We start from the raw sequence: 23,060 nt of genomic DNA, 5'->3' as shown, positions 1-23,060 counted from the left end.
AGTTCTCCTACCGTTCGATGTCGCAGGGGCCCGCTGCGGCGGACACGCAGGTCTGGATGAGGACGCCCGGCTCGGCCTCGGTGATCTCGCCGGTGCGCAGGTCGCGGACGGCGCCCGCCTTGAGCGGCGTGACGCAGCCGAAGCAGATGCCCATACGGCACCCGGAGGGCATGAGCACGCCGGCCTCCTCGCCGATGTCCAGCAACGGCGTGGCGCCGTCCGCGACGACCGTCTTGCCGGTGGCGCTGAACGTGACCTCGCCGCCGTCGCCGGCGGCGACGATGGTCGGGCGGAAGCGTTCGGTGTGCAGGCGCTCTTGTACGCCGTGCTCGCTCCAGTGCCTTTCGGCGGCGTCGAGCAGGCCCGCGGGCCCGCAGGCCCAGGTCTCGCGCTCGGCCCAGTCGGGCACGAGTTCGTCGAGACGGGCGAGGTCGAGCATGCCGTCCGTGTCGGTGTGCACCTCGGTGAGCCGCAGCTTCTCGGCCGCGACCAGGTCGTGCAGCTCGCTGCGGAAGATCACGTCTTGCGGCTGGGGTGCGCAGTGGACCATGACGACGTCGTCGAACTCGGTGTCGCGCAGCATGCCCATCACGGGCGTGATGCCGCTTCCGGCCGTCAGGTAGAGCACCTTGGCGGGCTTGACCTGCGGCAGCACGAAGTCACCGGTCGCCTGGTCGAGCTGGATCAGCATGCCCGGTTTCACCCTGCGGACCAGGTGGTTGCTGACCTTGCCGTCCGGGATCGCCTTCACGGTGATCGTGACGCGGCCGTCCTGGCGGTTCGTCGGCGAGGTGAGGGAGTAGGCACGCCACAGGCGCACCCCGTCGACGTCGACCCCGATCCGCACGTACTGACCGGCCGTGTGGCCGCGCCAGCCCCGTCCCGGTCTGATCACGATGGTCGCGGCGTCATCCGTCTCGGGGTGCACGGCCTCGATGCGCCCCCGCAGGTCGGCGCCCGCACGCAGGGGGCTGACCAGGTCGAGGTAGTCCGACGGCAGCAGCGGCGTCGTGACCATCTCCAGCAGTTTCCACGCCCTGCCGCGGAGGGTTGCACTCGTCATGACTCCAGCTTGCTGCGTCTCAGGGCGTAAAGTCCTGACCGTAGGACGTGAATCTGGTGGGTGGAATTGTTCGCAGGGAATAAAAACGTGAGTCGCGTAACCCAGAGGGCCGGCGAACTGGCCCTGGATGAGACGACGGTCACCGCACTGAGGGCCGCGCTGAAGACCACCGCCGACGAGGTCGTCCAGGCGATCATCGACGAGGTCCCCTCCTACGCCAACGCCCTTTCGGGCAGCATGGGCGGCACCATCCGCCGAGCCGTCCGCACCGCCCTGGGGCACTACCTGGACGTCGCGAGCGGGAACGCCACGGGCGGCGACGGCGGTGACGCGGCCTACGAGCTGGGCCGCGGCGAGGTGCGCGACGGCCGTTCGATGGACGCCCTGCTCAGCGCCTACCGCGTGGGCGCCCGCGTGGCCTGGCGATGCCTGGCAGCGGGTGCCGTACCCGCAGGTCTGCCCGCCGCCGAGGTGGCCAAGTTCGCCGAGCTGACCTTCGCCTACATCGACGAGCTCTCCGCCGCGAGCGCCGCGGGCCACGCCGACGAACTGGCCGCCCGGGGCAGGGCCCACGAGCGCCACCTGGAACACCTGGCCCGCGATCTCCTCGCCGGCGCGAGCCCGGACGTGCTGCTGGCCTCTGCTCAACGGGCCGGGTGGCAGCCTCCGGTTTCGGTGACCGCGGTCCTGCTGCCCGCCGCCCAGGCCCGGCCCGCCTACCGAGCGCTCGACCCGGGCACCCTCGTCCTCGACGATCTGCCGGACGCCACCGGTGTGCTGCTCGTCCCCGATGCCGACCGATCACATCTCCTGCGGCAGCTGACCGACCGCACCGCAGTGGTCGGCCCGGCCCGGCCATGGACTCGTGCGTCCGCCTCGTACGCACGAGCCGTCCGCGCGCGCTCCCTCTCCGCTGATATTCGCGACACCGAGGACCACCTGCCCGAGCTGGTGCTGAGCGCCGACGCTGACGCGTTGGCAGACCTGCGTGCCCGCGCCCTCGCACCGTTGCACGCCTTGCCTGTCGCGACCGCACGGCGGCTGGAGGAGACGTTGCGGGCGTGGCTGCTGCACCAGGGCAGGCGGGACGAGGTGGCGGCGGCGTTGTACGTCCATCCCCAGACGGTCCGGTACCGGATGGCGCAGCTGCGGGAGCTGTTCCCGGATCTCGCATCGCCGCACCGGGTCCTTGAACTGACGCTGGCGGTCGGTCTTCGGGTCGGCTGACGCGTCCTTCGACCGTCAGTCTCCTGGCCCCCTGAGGCCGCCGATCCTTCCGGATCTCGAAGTCCGTCGCACCCCTCGAACCGGGGTGTTGCGGCGACCACCGGCACGGAAGCGTGCCGGTGGGGCCTCACGGTGTGCCGTGGGTCGGTGAGTCAGTGGTCGGAGTAGCTGAAGTCGCCCACGGTCCAAGCACCGACGTCCTCGATCGCGACGCGGTACATCCCGCCTGTCTCCGGGATCCCCACCGTGCCCTGCAGGATCCGGGCGACGTGGAAATGCAGATGCGTGGGCGGTCCGTCCCTCCTCGCGGGGGCGTCGAAGACGGCGGAGAACTCGCCCAGGTCGGCGGAGTCCGTCAGCACCTCAGACACCCTCTGCCTCCACATGGCTTCCGGAGCCAGCCGGCCGGTGATGACAGCACCACTGGTGACCACGGTCAGGGACATCTGATTGCTCTGCCCGGACTCCACAAGGGCGGCTATCGCTACGAGCAGCTCGTCAGGCTTCGGCATGGGATCGGATTCTATGCACCGCAGATCGGCTCAGCGGAACACCTCGTCGTCGAGCCGCAGCAAATCTATGCTCGCCGGGGTAGACATTCGGTGTCTCTGTGATTACGGTTTCTTCCGTAGGCGAGATCGAGCAAGGCCCGGCAGACACGAACTGCCGGGCAGCAGTACGCGTATGACGGTGCGGTGGTGGAGTTCCGAAGCCAGGCAGTTGGACGACGGCGACGGGACTGACGACCGGACCGGGTGGCCTGAAGTGATGAGGGGCCGCCGCGAGCAGGACCGCAGCTGACGCGGTGCAGTACCAGTAGTACGCAGTCCCTGTTTGCAAGTGATTGGTTCCGAGGGAAGAACGGAGGAGTCGAGCACCATCAGGATCGCCCGGGCGGAAGACGCGAGCCCGGGTACCGCAGGACATCGATAGGCAGGTGGTCTCCGGTCACGCATCCGCGATCCCCGCACCCCCGTCGGAGTATCAGGCGGCTGGGCGGAAAAAGAAGGCCGGCGCAGCACTAGGGCCGGCAGATGGTGTTGCAGTTCCTTCGGGGCCTTGGTGCCAAACGGCACCAAGGCCCCTCTACCCGTTCCACAGAGAGGTGAGATGACAGCAGACGAGTCGCTAAGCCGTCTCGACGACGACGACTACCCCGCCTACACGATGGGCCGGGCCGCCGAGTTGCTCGGTACCACTCCCGGCTTTCTCCGCGCCGTCGGCGAAGCGCGACTGATCACACCACTGCGCTCCGAGGGCGGGCACCGCCGCTACTCCCGCTACCAACTGCGCATCGCAGCCCGCGCGCGTGAGCTCGTCGACCAGGGCACCCCGATCGAGGCCGCATGCCGGATCATCATCCTCGAAGACCAACTCGAAGAAGCCCAGCGCATCAACGCCGAATACCGCCGCACCGGCGGATCGTCCAGTCCATCGGCCGCAGCCTGAGGTGAGCGGGCCCGCCGGTATCGGCGGTGCGGAGCGGTCTCCAGCGCCCGCACCTTCCCACCGCGGGCTTCCAGGCCGGCCCGGAGCGTGGCCGCGATGCCCGCCATGGGCGCCGGGTTCTCGGTGGCGACGTCGAGGTCCTGGCTGGGGCGGTTCACGAGGTGGTGCGCCCGCACCCGCCGGTGAGAACCAGCGGGTACGGGGAGCCGAGGGCGATCACGTCCGCCAGGAGCCGCGTGTGCAGCTCCGGCACGTCCGTCACGCGGCTGCCTGGGAGCGGGAGGCGAGCTGAGGGAAGGTGTCTTCCCGGACGGTGCGCACAGTGCGGCCGACGAGGTGCGCAGTACCGGCCACAGCTGGAGGAGCAGGTCCCGGTCGAGATACCGGGGCAGGTCATCACGCAGGCCCTCGTGCAGGACGGTGCGGTACAGGCCCATGCGCTGACGATGCTTGCTCATGTCGTACGAGATCATCCCGGACCAGGCCAGGTGCAGCTCCACGACCCCCTGGGTCGGGCCGTGCAACTCAGTGACGCTCGTTTGACGCACTGGGCGCCTTCGAGCTGCACAGCGAGCCGGGAAAGCGCCTCTGACCTGGCCTTTGCTCCACATGATGCGTCATCGCAAAGACGTCGGCCCGAGCGATCCGCAGGCAACTGACGGAGCCGTCGCCGGTGGCGCCCGAGCGCCTCGACTCCGTATGAAGCTCGGAGAGGTGGGTCTGGCGTCGGTCGTTGTGGGCGAACCACAGCGCCGGTCGCGGAAGGACGATGACTCGAAGATCCCCGCACCGATGACGCCGCACATGTCACCGAACGGCGGTTTGCCCGGAGTGCGGGGGATGTGGGTGGGTACCAGAGCGAGAGGGCTTCGATCCGGATGCACACGGAGGGCACGGCACGGGACGGTCGGAACCGCCAACGCAGCAAAGCGCGGTCAGGAGGTCGGGATGCGTCTTTGTCACTGCCGTCCCACCGACCCCGGGTTCCGCCGCCTGCGCCATGGACGCGGCTTTCGTTACCTGGACGCTCACGGGGAGCCGCTGCGCGATCCGGCTGAGCTGGCCCGGATCCGGGCACTGGTCATACCGCCGGCCTGGCGGGACGTGTGGATCTGCACCAGGGCCAATGGGCATCTGCAGGCCGTCGGTACCGATGCCGCCGGCCGCCGCCAGTACCTCTACCATCCACAGTTCCGTGCGGAGCAAGAGCAGGCCAAGCACGCGCACGTTCTCGATGTCGCCGATGCTCTGCCCGTGGTGCGGCAGGCTGTCGAGGGGCATCTGCACGACCGCGGGCTGACCCGGCACCGGGTCCTGGCCACGGGCGTACGTCTGCTCGACCTCGGTTTCTTCCGCATCGGCAGCGATCGCTACACCGAACTGAACAACAGCTACGGCCTCACCACGCTGCTCCGCGAGCACTCCCGCTGCCACGCGGGTGCGGTCCTGTTCACCTACACCGGCAAGCACGGCAAGGAGATCGTCCAGACCGTCGCCGATCCCGCCGCCTGCCGCTGCCTCACGGCGCTGTTGCGGCGCCGAGGCGGTGGTGACCGGCTCCTGGCCTACTGGGAACAGCGCTCCTGGCACACCGTGAACGGCCAGGACGTCAACGCGTACCTCAAGGAACTGGCCGGTCTCGAGGTCACCGCCAAGGACTTCCGCACCTGGCACGCCACCGTCATGGCCGCCGTGGCACTGGCCGTCTCCCAATCCGTGGCACCCAGCGAGAGCGCCCGGCGCCGGGCCATCGTCCGGGCGACGCGCGAGGTGGCCGGGTATCTCGGCAACACGCCTGCGGTCTGCCGTGCCTCCTACATCAGCCCACGGGTGATCGAGTTGTACGAGGAGGGCGTCACGGTCGCCGCCGCTCTGACTCACCTGGGCGACGAGGGCGCGTACGGCGTCCCCGCCACCCACGGAGCCGTGGAGCGGGCGGTGCTGCGCATGCTCCGCAACGGACACCCGTCCGAGGCGCGTGAGAGGTATTCCGACGCTGCGTCGACGCCGTGCCGGTAGCCGGCTCGTTCACGCGCTACGCAGTGGCCGAAGTGGTCTCCGCACGGATACGTCCAGGTTGCGGCCACCGCTGCCGTGGATCAGCCCACGTAGCCGGTCGGAGCGGCACGCGAGTACGTGGTGGACGAACCCGAGCCCCCTGACGGCCTGCTCCCGCCGCTTTGACGGGTGCCTATGGCTCCGCTGTCAGGGAGAAGGAGTTCCGCAGTCTTGCTCGGAGCAGTCCGTTGATCTCCTGCAGCACGCGACGCTGAGCCCTGATCACGGGCTGTTCGTAAACCGACATCAGGCTGTAGAGCGTGCCCGTGTAATTCACCGCCTGCCGGCAGCGCTCGTCTGCCACGGCCGTTCGGATCTGCACGGCACTCGGGCGAGTGCCGGTATCGGCGCTACTCCACCGCGGATCCCCCTGGGCCCGCTGGGGGCTGTCGTAACGGAACCCCTTCCGCCCCATGCACCGGCTCCATTCGGCGACGGTCCGACGGAACCGGATGTCATGGGTGGCCTGGTCGTAGACCTGGGACTTGAAGAACCTGATGCCACGCTCGGGAACGACCGCGGGCGTGGCGGAGTCGAAACGGACGCGCGGTGCGCCCGCGTCGAGCCGCCGTTGCATGTCACCGAAGCACCCGCCGGCGGGCACCGGCCTGCCATGGAAGCGGGCGATCCGCCCCTCGAACACCGGGAGCAGGGCGGGCTGCACGGTGATGTCCCAGGAGCCGTTCTTGGACACCGCGATCAGGTCGGCAGCCACCCCTGGGGGCCCCTGGTACCCGTACCGCGACACCCGTAGCGCGTCGAGCTGCCCCAGAAGCGGCATGTTCCGGGGGTAGGCCAAGGTGTGGGTGGTCGGCGTCCGCAGGTCGAATCCGTAGTTCTTCATGCACTGCCGGAGGAAACGGTTCTCGGCGTTCTGGATCTCCACATGCTGTTGGACGGACAGGTCATAGGAGTCCAGCCGCAACGGCAGATCAGCGCCCGGAGCGGGGTGGGACACCGTGCCGAGCGTGGGTGTTCCCGCTGCCGCACCGTTGGGTGCCCGGGTCGTGCCGGTGGTGCACCCGGTCGCCGTCGCCGCGGTGACGACCACCGTGATCAGCAGCGCCGCCAGAGCGCGCCTCATGAACGTCCCCTCCGGTTCCCCACCGCGTCGCGGATCGCCCCGGGTGCCGGTCCCGCCGTGAACTCCTGTGGCACCGGTGGCCCGGCGCCACAGGAACGCCGGTCATCCTCCCCAGTAGACGGCTGGTCCGTAGACGTTGGGGTGCCCTTCGAGCTCCGCCTGGACCTTGTACGCCTGGTAGTCGGGGACGCCCGGGGTATAGGTTCCGGCCTCGGTCCGGGGATAGCAGGTGTACAGGGCCTTGTTCTTCCTGTAGCGCCAGTTCAGCGCGGGGCCGAGTCCGGCGTTCCGCTCGTAGGCCCATGCGTACCAGTGCGGACCGTAGTACCCCTGGTTCACCTGGAAATGCCCGGCCCCGTGGTAGGCCCGGGTGCCCGACACCATCTTGACGCCGTACGCGACCGATGGGTCCTTGAGCCAGTTGCCACACCAGTTGCCGCTGGCCGACGCGGTCGTGGGCGTGACTCCCGCGACCACTGCGCTCAGGACCACGACTCCCGCAAGCCGAGCCGCCAGCCGGCCACCGGTCTTGATTCTGCGCGACATGACCCGTTCCCCCTGTCCTTCCTCGAACCGGTCGGCGCGCAGTCGGCATGACGGGCGCCGTGGTGACCGCCGACCCGCCGACAGCCGTCGACGACCGCGGCCTGCCGACATCGTCCCGTCCGTCGGCGGGGGTGTCATTGACACAGAACGCACAGCGTTCCTGCCGTGGGGGCTCTTGAGGGAAGACCGGTTGCCGGCTCGGGGCCGCGCCGGCTCCGCCGGGCCACGGTGGTGGTGTTGCGTGCTCGGTCAACCGGTGTGCACGCGGTGCCGATGCCCTCCCCGGCGAGCCGCGGAAGGCTGGGTGCCCGTCATCTGGACCGATAAGGAGAAGGCGCGCGGTGCGGATCGTCTGTGTCGACGGTGGACGCGAGTGGGACGTGGAGGTGCGCTTCGGACGCCCGGACGCCACCCTCGTCGATCTGGCCGCGGCCGTGGGAATGCCGGATCGTGTGCTCGCCGTGGACGGCCGGGTGATGCCCCCCGAGACGATGGTGAACGAGTCCGGTCTCGTGCACGGGTCGCGGGTTGCCGGCGCCCGTGGCCCTGCGGTCGGCGGACTACGGAAACCGGTGGTCGTCCTGCGGCTGGTGGGCGGTCTGGAGGCGGGCCGCAGCGTCCCGCTGGCGGTGGGCCGCACGGTCGTCGGGCGGGGAGCGGAAGCGGACGTCCGCGTCGTCGCCACGGGTGTTTCGCGGCTCCACGCCGCATTCGACGTCCTGCCCGACGGCCGGGTCACCGTCACCGATCTCGGCTCGGCGAACGGCACGGACGTCGACGGCGCGAGGATCCGCGAGGCGGTGCCCGTCCATGCCGACGACCTGGTGTCGCTCGGCGGTGAAGTGCTCCTCCGCGTCCTGCCCGCGGACCGGCTCGGCCCGGTGCAGCGGATCAACGCCGTCCGCGAGGCCGGGCCCGGTGGGACGCTGCCGTTCAACCGCCCGCCGCGGGGCGGGCGCCCGGGCGGCTCGGTGCCGATCGTGGTCCCCGCGCCGCCGGCTCGTACGCACAAGGCCCCCTTCAGCGTCGCGGCCCTGCTCGGCCCGCTGGCCATGGCCGCCGCGACCGTTCTGCTGACCGGTGACCCGCGCTACGCGGCCATCGCGGCGCTCACCCCGGTGATGTTCCTGGCCAACTTCGCCGAGGAGCGCCTGCGCGGCAGGTCCGCGCTACGCCGGGGGAGCCGTGAATACGTCGCCCGGCTGGCGGAGTTCGAGACGGCGGTGGGGCGCACGCACACCGAAGAGGTACGGTCGCGCCGCGCGGCCCACCCCGACCCGGCCGAGGTGCTCCACCGGGCGACCGCCCCCGGGGCCACGCTCTGGGAGCGGCGTCCGGCCGCGGACGACTTCCTCCAACTCGTGGCCGGGACGGCCGACCTGCCCTGGGAACCGCCGCTGGACCGGGGCTCCTCCGAGCCGGCACCGGAACCCGCGGCCGTACTCGCGCGCCACCGCGTACTGCCGCAGGTGCCCGTGGTGGTGGGAGTCTCGGCGGGCGACGCCGTGGGCTTCGAGGGCAACCGGAAGGCGTGCCTCGCCGTCGCCCGGTCCCTGCTGTGCCAGGCCGTGGTGGGCAGTGGGCCCGCGGACGTCACGGTCGCGGTGTTCACCGACGCCGACCGGCTCGCCGACTGGGACTGGACCAAGTGGCTGCCGCACGGAGTCGACGTACGGTCCGGGACGGCACGGCTGGTGGCGGTCGGTCCGGAGCAGGCCGACACGCTGGCCCAGCACCTGCTCGCCGCGGGGCCGCCCGCGCAAGGAGCGGCCGGTCGGCCGGCGACAGGTCCGGTGCTGCTCGTGGTCGTGGACGGCGTCACCCTGCTGGAGGGCCGCCCCAACCGGCTCCGGGACCTGATCGCGGGCACCTCAGTGCGCTGCGGGGCACTGGTGCTGACCACCCGTCTGCCCGCGCTGTGCACCTCCGTGGTCACCGTCTCGCCCGAGGGCATCGGGCAGGTCCGTGACGTGGCCCTGGGCGTCACCGTGGAGCAGGTGCTGTTCGACGGCATGCCGCCGGCCGAAGCACGGGACACCGCACGGGCGCTGGCCCGCTTCGAGGACCCGGAACTGCGGATCGAGGGCGCCGGACTGCCCGACCGGGTCTCTCTGCTCCCCCTGCTGGACCTGGAGAGCGTGGACGGCGTCGCGGTGGCCGGCCACTGGAGGAAACGGGTGTCCGAGCTACGGGTCCGGGCGGTGCTGGGCGTCACCGAACGCGACCTGTTCACCATCGACCTCGACGACGACGGACCGCACGCGCTCATCGCCGGGACAACGGGTTCCGGCAAGAGCGAGCTGCTGCGCACGCTCATCGCGAGCATGGCGGTCGACGCCGACCCGGAACACCTCACCTTCGCGCTGATCGACTACAAGGGCGGTGGCGCGTTGGACGAATGCGCCGCACTGCCGCATACCGTCGGGCTGGTCACCGACCTCGACGAGCAGCTCAGCGAACGCGCCCTGCGCTGCCTGGAGGCCGAACTGCACCACCGCGAACGGCTGTTGCGGGAGACGGGCCTGAGCCACGTGCGCGACTACCAGCGGCTGCGGGACACCGGGCGGACCGCACTCGAGCCGATGCCGCGGCTGGCCGTGGTCATCGACGAGTTCGCCACGCTGGTCAAGGCGCTCCCGGACTTCGTGGACGCCCTCGTCGGCATCGCGCAGCGCGGCCGCAGCCTCGGCGTGCATCTGATCATGGCGACCCAGCGGCCCGCCGGCTCCGTCAACGACGCGATCAAGAACAACGTCAAGCTCCGCATCGCGCTCCGGCTGGAATCCACCGGAGACTCACAGGACGTCATCGACAATCCGGCCGCCGCTGCGATCGGCAGCCGGCAGTGGGGCCGCGCCTTCTACCGGCTCAGCGCTCGTGAGGTCGCACCGGTGCAGACCGCGCTGTCCACCGGTGTCACCCCCGAGACAGCCGTCACGGCCCCGGCGACCGCGGTCCCCTTCCTGCTGGCCCTGCCCGCCGCCGAGCCGGACGCGGCGGAACCCGACGGGGAAACCGACCTGCAGCGCCTGGTCGCGGCCGCCGAGGAGGCGGCAGGGCTGGCCGGTTTCGCCGAGCCGCGCCGCCCGTGGCCCGACCCGCTGCCCGCCGTCGTACGCACCGCCGATCTGCCGCCCGTCGCCGAACGCGGTCTGCAGACAGAGGCCGTCGGCCTCCCCGCGTACGCCCTCGCCGACGACCCCGAGCGGCAGCGGCAGTACCCGGTCGGCTGGGATCCCGCAGCGGGAAACGTCCTGATCTACGGCAGCGGCGGTGCCGGGACGTCCACCGCTCTGGCCGCCCTCGCCCTGGCCTGCGCCCGCGTCCAGGGGCCCGAGCGGTGCCACATCTTCGCCCTCGACATGGGCGCGGGCGACCTGGCGCCGCTGGCCGGCCTGCCGCACACCGGGGCACACATCGGGCCGGCGGAACGCGAGCGGCAGATCCGCCTCATCCGGCTGCTGCGCCGGGAACTCGACGAGCGGAAGGCCCGCGGCGTCGCGGCGCCCGGCCACGGGGTGCCGGCCCCGGACTGGCTGGTGCTCCTGGACAACCTCGGGGCGCTGCTGTCCGACTTCGACAAGGACATCGCCGGGATGAACCTCATCGACGAACTGGCCCGGGTCTACGCGGACGGGCCGGCCGTCGGCATCCGCTTCGCCGTCACCGCCGACCGGTCCGGCGCGGTGCCGTCCGCGTGGGCGGCACTGACCCAGCAGAAGCTGCTGATGCGCATGGCCGACCCCGGCGAGTACGGCTACTTCGACGTGCCGCGCGGCGCCGTCCCCGGCTACGTCCCCGGGCGCGCGCTGGTGGCCGCGACGCGCCAGGTGATCCAGATCGGCCTGCCCGCCGAGGACCTCGCTACCGCGGTGGCCGCCTGCTCCACCCGGTGGCCCGGCGCCGTCACCACCGCGCCGGGAGTCGGCCTGCTGCCCGCGGAGATGAGCCTCGAGGCCCTCGAGGCGCAGGCCGCGGTGACCGCGGAGCCCTGGTACGTCCCCGTCGGTCTCGACGCGGACACCCTCGATGGCACGGCGCTGCGGCTGTACGAACAGGAGCACGCGCTGATCGCCGGGCCGCAACGGTCCGGCCGCTCCACCGCTCTGTGCACGATCGCACGCCAGGTGACCGCCGCGGTGAACCCGCCGGCCGTGGTCGCGTTCGCCCCCCGCCGCTCGCCGCTGCGTGAGCTGGCCGGGCTGACCGAGCTCGTCACCGAGTACGGCGGCCTCGAAGCGGCCCTCGCCGCGCTCACGGGCCCCGCTCTCCTCCTGGTCGACGACGCCGACACGATCGAGGACGGCCTCGGTGTCCTGGACCACTGGCTGTCCGCGGCCCTGCCCGGACACCACCTCGTCGCCGCCGGCCGCGCCGACGCCCTGCGCCGCACCTACGGCCACTGGACCCAGCGCGCCCGCGACAGCCGCTGCGGCATCCTGCTGGCCCCGGACCACGACCTCGACGGGGACCTGCTGGGCACCACCCTGCCCCGGCACGACCGTCTCGCCCCGCTCCCCGGCCGCGGTTACCTGGTCATCGACGGTGTGGCGGGCGGGGTGCAGGTGGCGCGGTGACGGTGGGCCGGGGCACTGTGCGCGCGAGGTCAAGGGCATTGCGTCTCCCGTCAAGGACGGGCGTTGGAGCGGCTGGGAACATCGACGGATGTGGACCACGCCCTGTGGGGAGCGGTTCGCCGAACGAAGACCGGGCCGTCCGATGTGCGGAGTTCACCATGCCACCAAAGGGGAAGGTCGAGTACGACTTCGCCGCAGCCGACGAACTGAGCAGGGCGCTGAACCAACTGATAGAGAAGATCCACTGGTTGAACTGGGTTCGCGACACCCGTAGCAGCAAGTACTTCGACTGCGGGAGACAGTCGTGGCGCGGGAGGAACCATGACCGGTTCGTTCGGGACCTCCACGCCCAGCGGCGGGACCTGAACGCACTTGCCCAGGAGGCGGCGAGCCTCAAGAGGCAGGTGGACGACGCGACCGCTGCGGCGACGGCGAAGCTGAGCGCCGACCATCACTGACAGGTAAGGACCATGACCGAGAGCGGAAGGGCGTCAGCGACGCCGCAGTTCCTCTTCGACTACTCCAAGGATGCCACCAACGCGGCGCGTCTTCTGGAGGAGTTCGTCCGCGGCACGCTGGCTCCCGCCGTCGCCGGTTACCAGGCGACCGCCGTCGACTTCGGCAGCCACATCTTCCGGGCTGCCGCGGGATACGCGCCCGGTGCGCCGGGCACCATCGACGGGCAGGTGACCGCGCTGCTGCCGCGGATCATCGCAACGGACGAGCATGTGGCCCTGGTGGGCCGGCTGTTCCAGCTGGCCGGCGGCACCCGCGAGACGGTGGTGAACCGGGTGCCGTTCGTGAACGGACCGCGCCCGGTGCTGGGACAACCGCCCCTGGCCGCGCCGGATCCGATCCTGACCGTCTTCACCGACGAGGCGTCGCTCGCCGCCGCCGAGCGGGCCGTCGGACACTACGGCGCCGGAAACGCCCTGGCACTGTCATTCGACTGGAGTTCGACGGATGCCCAGGACTTGGCGCCCGGGCTGAAGGAACTCGCCAAGCACCAGGACGACGAGGCGTTCTGCGTGGAGTTCTTCAACTCCCTGCCGCGCGGCACGGTGCCGGAGCTCATCATCTACGGCGGTCCGATCGTGAAGCGCGCTCTGGCCACCGCCTATGCGAGCGGACTGCTGGACGCCCGCGTCGAACACGAGGTGGTGCGGTCGCTGGAGCTGCAGATGGAGCAGCCCACCGGCAACCCGGCGCCGGCGGCGACCCTCAACGCCCTGGCCGCCAACCCCGCCGCGGCCGCCGCCTTCGCCAGGTACCTCGGCAAGGATCCCGAGGCACTCCGGCATTTCATGGGCGGGCTCGGCTACCGACACGAAGCGGACCCCGGTTACACCCTCGCAGCCCAGGCCGGTTCGCAGCGCGCCTGTCTCTCCCTGCTCACCTCCGCGGTGCCGGAGATGCACCCCGGGGAGGTGAAATCTCTGGTCGTCGCGATGGGAGCCCATTTTCCCGACGTGACCCCCGACGACCTCCAGGCGATTCTGCCCGACATGCGGCACTTCCTGGCGACAGCCGCCGGCGCCATGAGCAGTCCCCTGCCGAGTGATCACACCATCGCGAAACACCCCGAGGCCCTGTCCGAATGGGCCAACGGCTTCGGCGCCGACATGCGTGCGTTCAACGGGATCTACGAGCACATCGCGAAGGTCTTCATCGATGCCCAGGCGAGCGACGAAAAGGTCCAGGGAATCCTGTCCGATGCCATGTTCGCCGTGGGGTTCACCTTCATGCCCGAACGCGTCATGGCGGCAGGCGTCAGCCTGCCGCTCGGGAAACTCGGGAAATGGGACGTCGGTTCCAAGGTCGCGTCCGCGGTGAACGAGGATCTGGCCAAGGTGATCATCCCGTCGATACCCTGGCCCAAGGGCGCCGACGGTGCGAAGATCTCCGACTACGTCAAGGCCATGAACAGGAACAGTGCCCTGTACTTCATGTGCAACACCCTTTACTCGCACGGCATGATCACGCACAGGTCCGGCGGGAAATGGGTCGCGACCAAGTGGCCCGGCCTGAACGGACCGGACGGCCCGAATCAGCTCTTCGCAACTCTGCGCGGCCCGCACGCGACGAAGGACGACCCCGCCACGTCGGCATGGGCCTGGACCCAGCACGCCAAGGGCGGCCGGAAACTGGCGGAGCTGATCAACCAGTTCATGGCACCGGCCGACTCCGTGCCGACCTCTGTCCCGGGCGACTAAGCGTCCAGGGCACAGGCGGGATTCGCCGGACTCTACCTGGTCCCGAAACCCGGATAGTGGTCCCCTGCGCCGCGTCGTGATGGCGCACCGCGTCATGCCGTGTGCACTCGTCATCAATGACGTGGCACGACGCCGGTGGTGATACTGGCGAAAGTTCAGAAATCCAGAGGAGAGAAAATGACGACCGTAAAGTCCACCGACCTCGCGCATCAGGAAGCCGGGAAGATGCTGAGCCTCATCACCAGTCAGCTCCCCGGTCTCATCGGGCAACTCAACAGCCACGGGCAGACTCTGAGTGACCCGAACAACTGGGACGGCCCGCTGGCGCAGAGGTTCAGGGGTGAGGTCTGGCCGCAGGCCAAGGGGGACCTGGACAAGATGAGGGCGTCGCTGGAGCACCTGCAGCAGCAGGTCCAGAAGATCCTCACCAACATCTCGCACGCGGGCGGTGCGTAAGAGGCGCGAAGAGGACCGAGGACGCTCCATGGCCGAGAAGAACCCTGCTGTCTCCGGAGCCGACCGGCCGCCGGCGGCCGAGTTGTCCGCGGACGGCCTGGCGGTGCTCGGCGCAGAGCCGCTGCGCCGGTCCGACCCGCCGGAGATCGGCCCCTACCGGTTGCTGGCCCGGCTGGGCGGCGGGGGAATGGGCCGCCTGTACCTCGGGCGGGAGTCCGACGCCGAAGGGACGTACGGGGCGGGGTCGCTCGTCGCGGTGAAGGTGATCCGCTCGGAGTACGCCGAGGACGAGCGGTTCCGCCGTCGCTTCGAGCGCGAGATCGAGGCCGTACGCCGGGTGCACGGGACGTACACCGCCGAGCTGCTCGACTCGGGTTTCGACCGCGACGAAATCCTGTGGATGGCGACCGCCTACGTGCCCGGGCTCAGCGTGGGCGACGCCATCGAGCGGTGGGGGTCCCTGCCCGCGCCGGTCGTGTGGCGGCTGGCGTACGAGATCGGGCAGGCGCTCACCGCGATCTCCGCCGTGGGCATCGTCCACCGCGACCTCAAACCGTCCAACGTCCTGCTGGGGCCGGACGGCGCGCGCATCATCGACTTCGGGGTCGCGCACACCGCCGACACCAGTTCGCTCACCATGACCGGTCAGCACCTGGGCACCCCGGCCTTCATGTCTCCGGAACAGGCGGACGGCCGGGAAGTGGGCACGGCCTCCGACGTGTTCTCTCTCGGCTCGCTCCTCGCCGCGGCGGTCACGGGCTCGGCCCCCTTCGGCGAGGGGACCACCGGTGACGTCATTCACCGGATCATCTACGCGCCGCCGAACGAGCAGGTCCTGGCCGAAGCCGCCCGGCGCGACCCCGGTCTCGCCGAACTGATCGGCCGGTGCCTGGACAAGGACCCGCGGCGGCGGCCGAGCCCGCAGGACGTCGTCGAGGCCACGCGGGAGCATGCCACCGACGGACGGTGGCCTGATGCGATCACCGAGACCGTCGCCGCACGGGCGGAGTGGCGCGGAACCGCGGTGGTGGTGCCGCCCATGGAGCAGTTGACGATCCTGCGCCGCACCAAACCGGAGGACCCGGCGAAGGAGGTGACCGGCCGACGCCGATGGCCGCTGGTGGCGGGCGCGGCGGCAGCGGTCGCGATCGTGGGAGCGGCTGTCGCCCTGGGGGCCTCCGGAGGAGACGCCGCCCGCCGGACGGCCGCGTCCACGCCCGCGGGGTCACACGCCTCCGGCACCCTTTCGAACTCGCCGCACGCCGAACGGTCCTCTCCACGACCGCAGCCGCGGCCCAGGACGGCGGTGACCGCGACAGTCACGGCTCCGCCCTCCCCGGGAGACCAGCCGCCCGGCGGCGTTCCCGACCCTGCCGGGCCGCCGCAACCGTACGATCCCCCGCCGGCCGCGCGGCCCCCCGCTTCCGCTCCGACCGTGAAACACGCCCCGCCACCCGCCGCCTCCGCCCCGGCCACACACCACGCCCCGGCGCAGTCCACGCCCGCCAAGCCCTGGAAGTCCTGCACGTACTACTCCGGCACCACCCTCACGGTCTACGGCCAGAAGGGCTCCCGCGTGAAGGAAGTCCAGTGCATTCTCAAGGCCCGCGGCTACAACGTCGGCCCCGGCGGGGTGGACGGCGTCTTCGGCTACGACACGCTGACCGAGGTCAAGAAGTTCCAGAGCAGGCACCACCTCCAGGTCGACGGCGAGGTCGGCGTCAAGACCTGGGCCGCGCTCCGGTCGTGACCGACGCGCCGCTGCCCCGGACCCGGGCCGAATGCCCGGCGCGGGCGGCTCGGCGGGCCGCCCGCGCATGCCTGGCCGGGTGCCCGGTCACGACCGCAGCCGCTGCCTGCGGTACGCGCCGGGCGTGACCCCGTAGACCGACTTGAACGTCCGATTGAACACCGCCGGGTCGCGGAAACCCCAGCGCCTCGCGATCTCGCACACGCTGCGCTGCGCCTTGGCCGGGTCGGACAGATCGGCCCGGCAGTGTTCCAGGCGGCGTTCGCGCAGGAATGCGGCGACCGTGCGCCCGTCCCGCTGGAAGAGGCGGTGCAGGTAGCGCAACGAGATGTGGTTGGCGGCGGCGATGGAGGTGGGTGACAGGTCGAAGTCGTGCAGGTGGTGCTCGATGTACGTCTTGATGCCGCGCAGCAGCAGGTCGGTCGCGGGCGGGGCGGGTCGGGGGCCGACGGGCAGCGGTTCGGCCGGGCCCGGTTCGGTCCGGCCGTCCGGAAGCAGTGCGGTCTGGCTGTCGAGGAAGGCCGTCGCGAGGTTGACGGCGGCGGTGCCCAACCAGGCGGTGTGCCGGTCCTCGGCGGAAGGCACGTGCGTGGCCAGCCCGAGGACGAAGGACGCGAGGAGGGCCGCCGGGCCCGACCCGGTCGACGCGGGACGCCCGGCTACGTTGCGCAGCACGTCTCCGGGCAGCGGCAGGGCCGCTTCGGGCAGGTGCAGGACCAGCGCGCGGACCGGGCGGGAGCCTGCGGACGTGCCGGCGCGGAGCCGCAACGGCTCGGTGGCCTCCCACAGCATCACGCTGCCGGACTCCAGCCGGACGAGCCGCTGATCGCGGCCGAGGACCAGAGGCCCGCGGGGCGCGAAAACCAGGTGCCAGGTCAGCGGTGGGCCGCCGGTGTACCGGTCTCCCAGCTGCTGACCGGCCGGCGGGGCGGGCAGGTTGAGCAACGACAGCCGTATCGGCCCCGCGTCGATCCGGTGGCGGACCGTAGGTTCGGGCACAACCGTCCGTACCGGAAACTGAAGCTCGCCGGGCAAGGCGGCTGCCGTTGCTTCCGGGCGGTCGGCGCCGGCACGGTACCGCCGCCCCGCGCCCGAGCCCGGCCTTCTCGTGGCAGGCGGCCTGCTGCGCCTGCCGGTGGTGGTCGACGTGGTGTTCGCGATCTCCAGCTCGTCCGTACCGGGCGAGCTGCCGTGAGCCGTCATGCCGGAATTCCCTCGCAGCGTGCGTGTCTGGCGTGCGCACCCGCAGCGGCCGGACCGGGAGTCCGCGCGTCGACCGGGTGCTTCGTGCGGGGGCGTTGCGCGCCGCCGCAGGTCCCCCTCCCGGAGCGGCCGGGAAGGCTGGTCCGGAGCCGTCACCCAGGTGCCTTCCCGAGTCTGGAGCGGGTGGACGGCTGGGACCAGAGCCGTCCGCCAGTTGCCCCGATTCTGGGACGGGTGGCCCTGTGACCTGCGAAGGCACCCGATGGATGGGACGCGGGACGGGACACCTGTGGGATAGTGGGCGCTACGGGGGAGGGGGGTGTGCCGTCGTGGGACGCTGGCAGCCGCTGGGGGGCGACCTGCCCGCCGAGGTGGCCCGGCTGGTGCGGGAACTGCGCCAGTACGTGGACCGGTGCGAGATGAACACCATGACCGTCGCCGCCAAGACCGGTTACAGCCGCAGTTCCTGGCTGCGCTACCTCAACGGGCGGAGACTGCCCCCCTGGGCGGCGGTCGCCGAGCTGGGACGGCTGGCGCAGGCCGACGCCGAGCCCCTGCGTGTGCTGTGGGAATCGGCGGCCCACGCCTGGACGGAGGAGCGCCCGGCCGAAGGCACCGGCCCGACACCCGCACCACTGCGTCCGGCAGGTAAGGCACGGGCTCCGGACACCCCGGCCACCGTGCCCACCGGCGCCGCGCCGGCTGCGGACCGGGCATTCCCGCGCGGCTTTCGCCCGGCACACGCGGGCGTACTGGCCGCTGTCGCCGCTTGCTCGCTGCTGGCCACCTTGCTGCTCGCCCGGCCATGGGACGGCTGGACCAGCGGGACGGAGGCCGACCGCCTGCCGGCCGGCGCCCCATCGGGAGCGCCGGCCTGGCCGTGGCCCTTGCACAGCGCGGCGGACGGGGCGGCCGCCGGGTGCCGGGCGGCCGCCTGCCGGGGCCTGGACCCCTACCGCGAAAGGTGCGATCGCGACAGTGGCGTCGTCCACCGGCTGCGCGCGTACGGCCGCCTCCTGACGCTTCGGTACAGTCCCGCCTGCCGGGCGAGCTGGGCGGAGGTCGACATCGCGGCGCAGACGGCCGGGTTGCGGATCGCCACGACGAGCGGCGACCAGCAGACGGCCACCGACGGCGGGGCGTACACGGCGATGGTGGCGAGCGGGCCGGACGCGGCACGTGCCACGGTCGTCGTCCGTGGCCGGCAACTCGGCGTCGCACAGTACGACAGCTGGATCGACGCTGTCAGCGGCAGCGCGCGAGGGTGACGGCGTCCGTGCGCAGCCGGTGGAACCGCCCGGCGTCGTAGACTTCGTAGACGCCGCCCGGGGAGGGGTGCAGCGGAAGACCGTAGCGCTCGCCCTGGTAGACCATCCACCGGCCGACGGGGACGATACGCTCCGCCGCGGCGCTCCAGGTGGCCGACCCGACGATCCCGTCCGCGGACAGGTGGTGGTTGCTCTGCCAGATCCGGGTGGCCTCGGCCGTCGCCTCGTCGTACGTGCAGCTGACCCCGGAGCGCGCCGAGTATCCGTCCGCCCACAGCACGCTCTGCCACAGGCCGACCAGGTCGCTGCGGCGGGTGCGGCCGACCGCCAACTGCTGTGCTGCCCCCAGCCCGGCGGCGACGAGCACGCCGCCACGCCGGTCGCCGGACTGCTGGTTCCGCGGGGCCCCGGACCCCGCGCACACCACCGCCAGAATCAGTACGCACAGCGCGGCGCGCGCCGTCGTCCCTTCGCCCATCGCACCGTCTCACCGTCGTGACGCCAACTACGTTCTGCAAGAGACCAGTTATGCAAAACCAGCGGTTCCGCCATTGCCCGCGTAGATACAGTAGGGAAGGAAAGCGACGATCCCCAGCAAGCACTGGGCCCGGAGGGCGTACGTGAGTGACTGGAAGCCGGTACCCGGCGGCCTCGCCTCGGACGTCCGGCATCTGGTCGCCGAACTGCGAGCCTTGAAGGACCGTGCCGGGCTGAGTCTGGCCGTCCTCGGCGGCCGCACTCCGTACAGCAAGTCCTCCTGGGAACGCTATCTCAACGGCAAGGCACTGCCACCGCAGCACGCGGTGATCTCCCTCGGGAAGCTGGCCGACGCCGATCCCGCCCGACTCCTGGCGCTGTGGGAGCTGGCGAACGCCGCCTGGCACGACCACAGGGCCCATGAGACGGACGGGGCCCGCGACGCCGACGACGTGCAGGATCGGCCGTCGAAGGAATCCACTCCTTCGACAGAGCGCACTCCCGCCACGCGGGCCGAAGAGCCGCCGTCCGTGAGCCGCCGGTTCGGCCGGCGGCAGCTGATCCGGACGGTGGTCGCCCTGGCCGCCGCCGTCGGCCTGTCCGTCGCTCTGTACGGCGCCTTCGGTCGGCATTCGGGCGCGCACGCCGACGGGGACGGCACCGGGGGCAAGGACGCACCGAGCAGGCAACTCGACGTGAACTGCTTCGCGGACAGCTGTGCCGGAAAAAACCCCGGGCCAACCGGCTGTGGCGGCGACGCGTGGACCGCTGCCAAGTACAGGGTCGCCGGGGTATACGTGGAGCTGCGTTACAGCGACGCCTGCAAGGCCGCGTGGTCCCGCATCAGCTGGGGACAGCCCGGCGACATCGCCCGGGTCATCGGCGAGGGGGGCCGGACGTATCAGAACAAGGTGCACTACGACACCGACACGTTCAGCGCGATGGTCGCGGCGCCGAGCCCCTCAACGGCCAAAGCGTGTGTCCTGCTCACCTCCGGGGTGCACGCCTGCACCCCCCCGGGCGGCACCCAGCACCTCACCGAGCCCCCGAACCCGCCCACCCCGGCCACCCCCTCCGTGGCGGTCGGCACCAGGTGAGCGAGATCATCATGAGCTCGAGAACGAGATCCGCACGCTGGTGCGGCAGCAGGTCCCCGGGCTGCTCGGCCTGCTCGGAGTCGGACCGATCACCGCCGCCCAGATCTTGGTCGGCTGGTCTCACCAGGGACGGTTCCGCTCGGAAGTCGCCTTCGCCTCCTTCGCCGGCGTCTCGCCGATCCCTGCCTCGTCCGGGCTGACCAACCGACACCGGCTCGACCGCGGCGGCGACGGGCAGCTCGACCGGGCCATGCACACGATCACCTTGATCCGGATGCGGCTCGATCCCTCTACGAAGACGTACGTCGCTCGCAAGACCGCCGAAGGCGTGGAGTGCGTGGCGATTCTTGAACCCGCTGCGTAGCGCCTCCGACCTGAGGGTCCTGTGACGTCCAAGGTCCCGGTCGGGTCGGCCCGGCCTGTTTTCGCGAGCGGACGACATGAAGCGCGTCGGCTACTTCTGAATGCCGTCTGACGTGGCAGTGGGCGAGCAGGAGTGGGCGCCGCGAGGCCGACGAAGAAGATGACGGCGGCCTCGGGCAGCATCACGACGGTCACGGTGAGCGTCAGACTGAACCACAGCGCCTTCGGGCTCGCGTTGGACCGGTTGACGTGGCCGTCGAGGCTGATGAGCTCCTATGCGGCGGCATCCGCGGAGTTCGCGGTCCACCAGCCCACCAGCCTCGAAACCGTTCCCGCCGGACTGCCTTGGAGCGGCTTCCACCCGTCTGTCCGTCTCGCTCATCGGCGTCCACCGGGTTGGTCGCGACGCCTCCTCCGGGGCCGGTCCTTCGGAAACCGGCCCCGGCGCGCACTCACCGTCCCAGAGGGCTACGGCAGGGGCGGGTAGGCGTTCCGCATGAGCTGCTGGAACTGGGCGGAGAACCAGTGACCGGCCAGCGGTGCGTCGGGCAGGGCCCCGGTGGGGTTGTTGCCGTTGCGGGCGTTGCCGCCGTAGGTGGGGTCGCACATGCGGTCGAAGCCCTTGCCCTCGTCGTTGGACACGGCGGAGCTGGAGCCGTCGGACTCACCCGGGGGCTTGACCCAGACGTAGGCGTCGATGCCGGCGGCCGGGGCCGCGGTGGGCCGCTCGCCGAGGCCTGCGCCGCTCTGGTTGCACCAGTTGCCTGCGTGGATGCGCCGGTCGATGCGGCTGCCGTTCACGTAGTCGTCGACGGAGGTCATCGGGCCGGGGCCGGTGGGGCGGGCCGTGCCGCCCCAGCCGTCGCGGGAGGTGTCGATCAGCATGCCGAGGCCGGAGTCGAACCCGGCCGCCACGAGCTTGTCTCGCAGCCCGAGCGCGAAGGACTGCTCGTCCACGTACTGGTTCCAGTCCACCCACTTCGACTGCCGCACGGTCTGCCCGTTCACGGTGTCGGTGACCTTGAAGTTCGGCTCCTTGACAGGGCTGTAGTTCGCGGTGTTGACGATGAAGCCGGCCACGTCATCCACGCTCGCGCCGCCCGTCGTGGCGACCTTGGCGAACTCCTGCACGGCCGGGCCGAGGTTGCTGTCCCAGCCGAGCCAGCCATGGTGGCCGGCGTCGATGTAGTTGTACACGTTGGGGATGGCGCCGAGCTTGTCCAGGGCGTAGGAGACGCCCTTCTCGTAGTTGCCGTTGCTCTTCATGGTCACGCAGGCGTCGGTCGTGGTGGGGGTGCCGCCGGCATTGGTGACCAGGTTGGGCAGCGAGTCCGGCTCGATGACCGTGGCGATCCGCAGACCCGCGTACTTCGGGTCGGAGAGGATCGAGGCGATCGGGTCGATGTACTGGGACTTGTACTTGTCGATGTCGTTCGGACCGAGTTCGCCGTTGGAGGCGAGGGCGGCGCAGTCGCGTCCGGGCAGGTCGTAGACGACCAACTGGACGACCAGATCACCCGGGCCCTTCTGCTTCAGCGCCTCGTCCAGGTGGGCGCGCAGACCCATGCCGGCGTTCACCCCGTTGATCGCGGCGATCCGGTCGAGCCAGACGGCGGTGGGCTGGTTGGCGATACGGCTGCCGCCCGGCTCGGCGGCGGCCTTGGCCGACCATTCGGGATTCACGTACACCTTGGCGCCTGCATAGGGGTTGTCGACCCGGCCGTCGGTGCCGCCGCCACCCCCTCCGCCACCGGTACCACCGCCCGTGCCGCCACCGGTACCGCCGCCCGATCCACCGCCGTCGACGTTGCAGGTGACGCCGTCGAGAGTGAAGGTGGTGGGAATGGCGTGGGTGCCGCTGGAGGAACCGTTGAAGCCGAAGCTGACCGAAGCGCCGGTGGCCAGTGTTCCGTTGTAGCTCTCGTTGGCGGCGGTGACGTCACTGCCGCTCTGGGTGACCTTCGCGTTCCAGTAGGTGGTGACCTTCTGGTTGCCGGCGTACGACCACTTCAGCGACCAGCCCGACTTGGCAGCGGCGTTGTTGGTGATCGTGACGGCGGCGGTGAAGCCGGTGTCCCACTGGCTTTGCACCTTGTAGTCCACGGTGCAGGGAACCGAGGCGGTGGCGGCGCCGGCCGGGGCCGTGAGGAGCGCCGCCCCCGAGGTACCGGCGAGCACCGCCAGCGCGGCGAACAGTGACATGTTGGTGCGACTCATGAGTGCGGGTTC

The 23,060-nt window shown here is 71.0% G+C and carries 18 protein-coding genes and 2 pseudogenes; 11 read left to right on the top strand and 9 right to left on the bottom strand.

Features of this window, described 5'->3' with window-relative positions:
- Positions 1 to 7: 7 nt before the first annotated feature.
- The gene (locus tag ABVB68_RS05515; protein ID WP_353599714.1) at positions 8 to 1,063 is read right to left on the bottom strand and encodes a ferredoxin reductase; all 1,056 of its coding nucleotides are present in this window, start codon (positions 1,061 to 1,063) and stop codon (positions 8 to 10) included.
- An 87-nt stretch (positions 1,064 to 1,150) separates the two neighbouring features.
- On the opposite strand from ABVB68_RS05515, the gene ABVB68_RS05510 reads away from it, so the two are divergent.
- On the top strand, positions 1,151 to 2,290 hold the full coding sequence (locus tag ABVB68_RS05510) for a PucR family transcriptional regulator (RefSeq protein WP_353599713.1): 1,140 nt from the start codon (positions 1,151 to 1,153) through the stop codon (positions 2,288 to 2,290).
- A 152-nt stretch (positions 2,291 to 2,442) separates the two neighbouring features.
- On the opposite strand, the gene ABVB68_RS05505 is transcribed toward ABVB68_RS05510, so the two are convergent.
- Positions 2,443 to 2,802 (bottom strand): hypothetical protein, encoded by a 360-nt coding sequence (locus tag ABVB68_RS05505; protein WP_353599712.1) that lies wholly within the window; start codon positions 2,800 to 2,802, stop codon positions 2,443 to 2,445.
- Between the two features lie 598 nt (positions 2,803 to 3,400).
- Between ABVB68_RS05505 and ABVB68_RS05500 the strand changes: the two genes are divergently transcribed.
- Positions 3,401 to 3,739, top strand: coding sequence for a MerR family transcriptional regulator (locus ABVB68_RS05500; protein ID WP_353599711.1), 339 nt, complete (start codon positions 3,401 to 3,403; stop codon positions 3,737 to 3,739).
- 29 nt (positions 3,740 to 3,768) lie between these two features.
- Here ABVB68_RS05500 and ABVB68_RS05495 read toward each other — a convergent pair.
- Both ABVB68_RS05495 and ABVB68_RS36850 read right to left on the bottom strand, forming a co-directional pair.
- Positions 3,769 to 4,001 (bottom strand): annotated as a pseudogene (locus tag ABVB68_RS05495) (hypothetical protein); the annotation flags it as partial.
- A pseudogene (locus ABVB68_RS36850) lies at positions 3,998 to 4,350 on the bottom strand (hypothetical protein). The pseudogenes ABVB68_RS36850 and ABVB68_RS05495, both read right to left, overlap by 4 nt.
- A gap of 337 nt (positions 4,351 to 4,687) precedes the next feature.
- Between ABVB68_RS36850 and ABVB68_RS05490 the strand changes: the two are divergent.
- A complete protein-coding gene (locus ABVB68_RS05490; protein WP_353599710.1) occupies positions 4,688 to 5,758 on the top strand; it encodes a DNA topoisomerase IB in 1,071 nt (356 codons plus the stop codon).
- A 172-nt stretch (positions 5,759 to 5,930) separates the two neighbouring features.
- Here the strand turns inward: ABVB68_RS05490 and ABVB68_RS05485 are convergent, their stop codons facing one another.
- Together ABVB68_RS05485 and ABVB68_RS05480 are read right to left on the bottom strand one after the other, a co-directional pair.
- A complete protein-coding gene (locus ABVB68_RS05485) occupies positions 5,931 to 6,881 on the bottom strand; it encodes a hypothetical protein (RefSeq protein WP_353599709.1) in 951 nt (316 codons plus the stop codon).
- A 102-nt stretch (positions 6,882 to 6,983) separates the two neighbouring features.
- On the bottom strand, positions 6,984 to 7,427 hold the full coding sequence (locus tag ABVB68_RS05480) for a hypothetical protein (protein ID WP_353599708.1): 444 nt from the start codon (positions 7,425 to 7,427) through the stop codon (positions 6,984 to 6,986).
- Between the two features lie 341 nt (positions 7,428 to 7,768).
- Here ABVB68_RS05480 and ABVB68_RS05475 point away from each other — a divergent pair, with 341 nt between their 5' ends.
- The 5 genes from ABVB68_RS05475 to ABVB68_RS05455 all read left to right on the top strand — a co-directional run bounded on the left by ABVB68_RS05475 (position 7,769) and on the right by ABVB68_RS05455 (position 16,423).
- On the top strand, positions 7,769 to 12,004 hold the full coding sequence (locus tag ABVB68_RS05475; RefSeq protein WP_353599707.1) for a type VII secretion EssC family protein: 4,236 nt from the start codon (positions 7,769 to 7,771) through the stop codon (positions 12,002 to 12,004).
- Between the two features lie 158 nt (positions 12,005 to 12,162).
- Positions 12,163 to 12,462: a hypothetical protein gene (locus tag ABVB68_RS05470; RefSeq protein ID WP_353599706.1), complete on the top strand. Its 300-nt coding sequence runs from the start codon at positions 12,163 to 12,165 to the stop codon at positions 12,460 to 12,462.
- A 12-nt stretch (positions 12,463 to 12,474) separates the two neighbouring features.
- Complete coding sequence (locus ABVB68_RS05465; protein WP_353599705.1) at positions 12,475 to 14,217, top strand: hypothetical protein; 1,743 nt, start codon at positions 12,475 to 12,477, stop codon at positions 14,215 to 14,217.
- Positions 14,218 to 14,394: 177 nt separating this feature from the next.
- Positions 14,395 to 14,673: a hypothetical protein gene (locus tag ABVB68_RS05460; RefSeq protein ID WP_353599704.1), complete on the top strand. Its 279-nt coding sequence runs from the start codon at positions 14,395 to 14,397 to the stop codon at positions 14,671 to 14,673.
- Positions 14,674 to 14,701: 28 nt separating this feature from the next.
- Positions 14,702 to 16,423, top strand: a complete 1,722-nt coding sequence (locus tag ABVB68_RS05455) for a protein kinase domain-containing protein (protein ID WP_353599703.1) — start codon at positions 14,702 to 14,704, stop codon at positions 16,421 to 16,423.
- 87 nt (positions 16,424 to 16,510) lie between these two features.
- Here the strand turns inward: ABVB68_RS05455 and ABVB68_RS05450 are convergent, their stop codons facing one another.
- Positions 16,511 to 17,422, bottom strand: a complete 912-nt coding sequence (locus tag ABVB68_RS05450; protein ID WP_353599702.1) for an AraC family transcriptional regulator — start codon at positions 17,420 to 17,422, stop codon at positions 16,511 to 16,513.
- 533 nt (positions 17,423 to 17,955) lie between these two features.
- Between ABVB68_RS05450 and ABVB68_RS05445 the strand changes: the two genes are divergently transcribed.
- Positions 17,956 to 18,894, top strand: a complete 939-nt coding sequence (locus ABVB68_RS05445) for a helix-turn-helix domain-containing protein (RefSeq protein ID WP_353599701.1) — start codon at positions 17,956 to 17,958, stop codon at positions 18,892 to 18,894.
- Here ABVB68_RS05445 and ABVB68_RS05440 read toward each other — a convergent pair.
- On the bottom strand, positions 18,872 to 19,372 hold the full coding sequence (locus ABVB68_RS05440; RefSeq protein ID WP_353599700.1) for a peptidoglycan-binding domain-containing protein: 501 nt from the start codon (positions 19,370 to 19,372) through the stop codon (positions 18,872 to 18,874). The genes ABVB68_RS05445 and ABVB68_RS05440 overlap by 23 nt on opposite strands.
- 142 nt (positions 19,373 to 19,514) lie before the next feature.
- On the opposite strand from ABVB68_RS05440, the gene ABVB68_RS05435 reads away from it, so the two are divergent.
- Both ABVB68_RS05435 and ABVB68_RS05430 read left to right on the top strand, forming a co-directional pair.
- Positions 19,515 to 20,468, top strand: coding sequence for a helix-turn-helix domain-containing protein (locus ABVB68_RS05435; protein WP_353599699.1), 954 nt, complete (start codon positions 19,515 to 19,517; stop codon positions 20,466 to 20,468).
- A gap of 40 nt (positions 20,469 to 20,508) precedes the next feature.
- Entirely contained in the window at positions 20,509 to 20,832 is a 324-nt protein-coding gene (locus ABVB68_RS05430; RefSeq protein WP_353599698.1) for a transposase, read from the top strand.
- Positions 20,833 to 21,299: 467 nt separating this feature from the next.
- On the opposite strand, the gene ABVB68_RS05425 is transcribed toward ABVB68_RS05430, so the two are convergent.
- Positions 21,300 to 23,048, bottom strand: coding sequence for a glycoside hydrolase family 6 protein (locus ABVB68_RS05425; RefSeq protein ID WP_353599697.1), 1,749 nt, complete (start codon positions 23,046 to 23,048; stop codon positions 21,300 to 21,302).
- Positions 23,049 to 23,060 lie beyond the last annotated feature (12 nt).

This window comes from Streptomyces sp. NPDC096012, assembly GCF_040426375.1.
Classification (GTDB): domain Bacteria; phylum Actinomycetota; class Actinomycetes; order Streptomycetales; family Streptomycetaceae; genus Streptomyces.
Note: the sequence above shows the minus strand (reverse complement) of the source record. Positions and strands in the feature narration are given on the sequence as shown.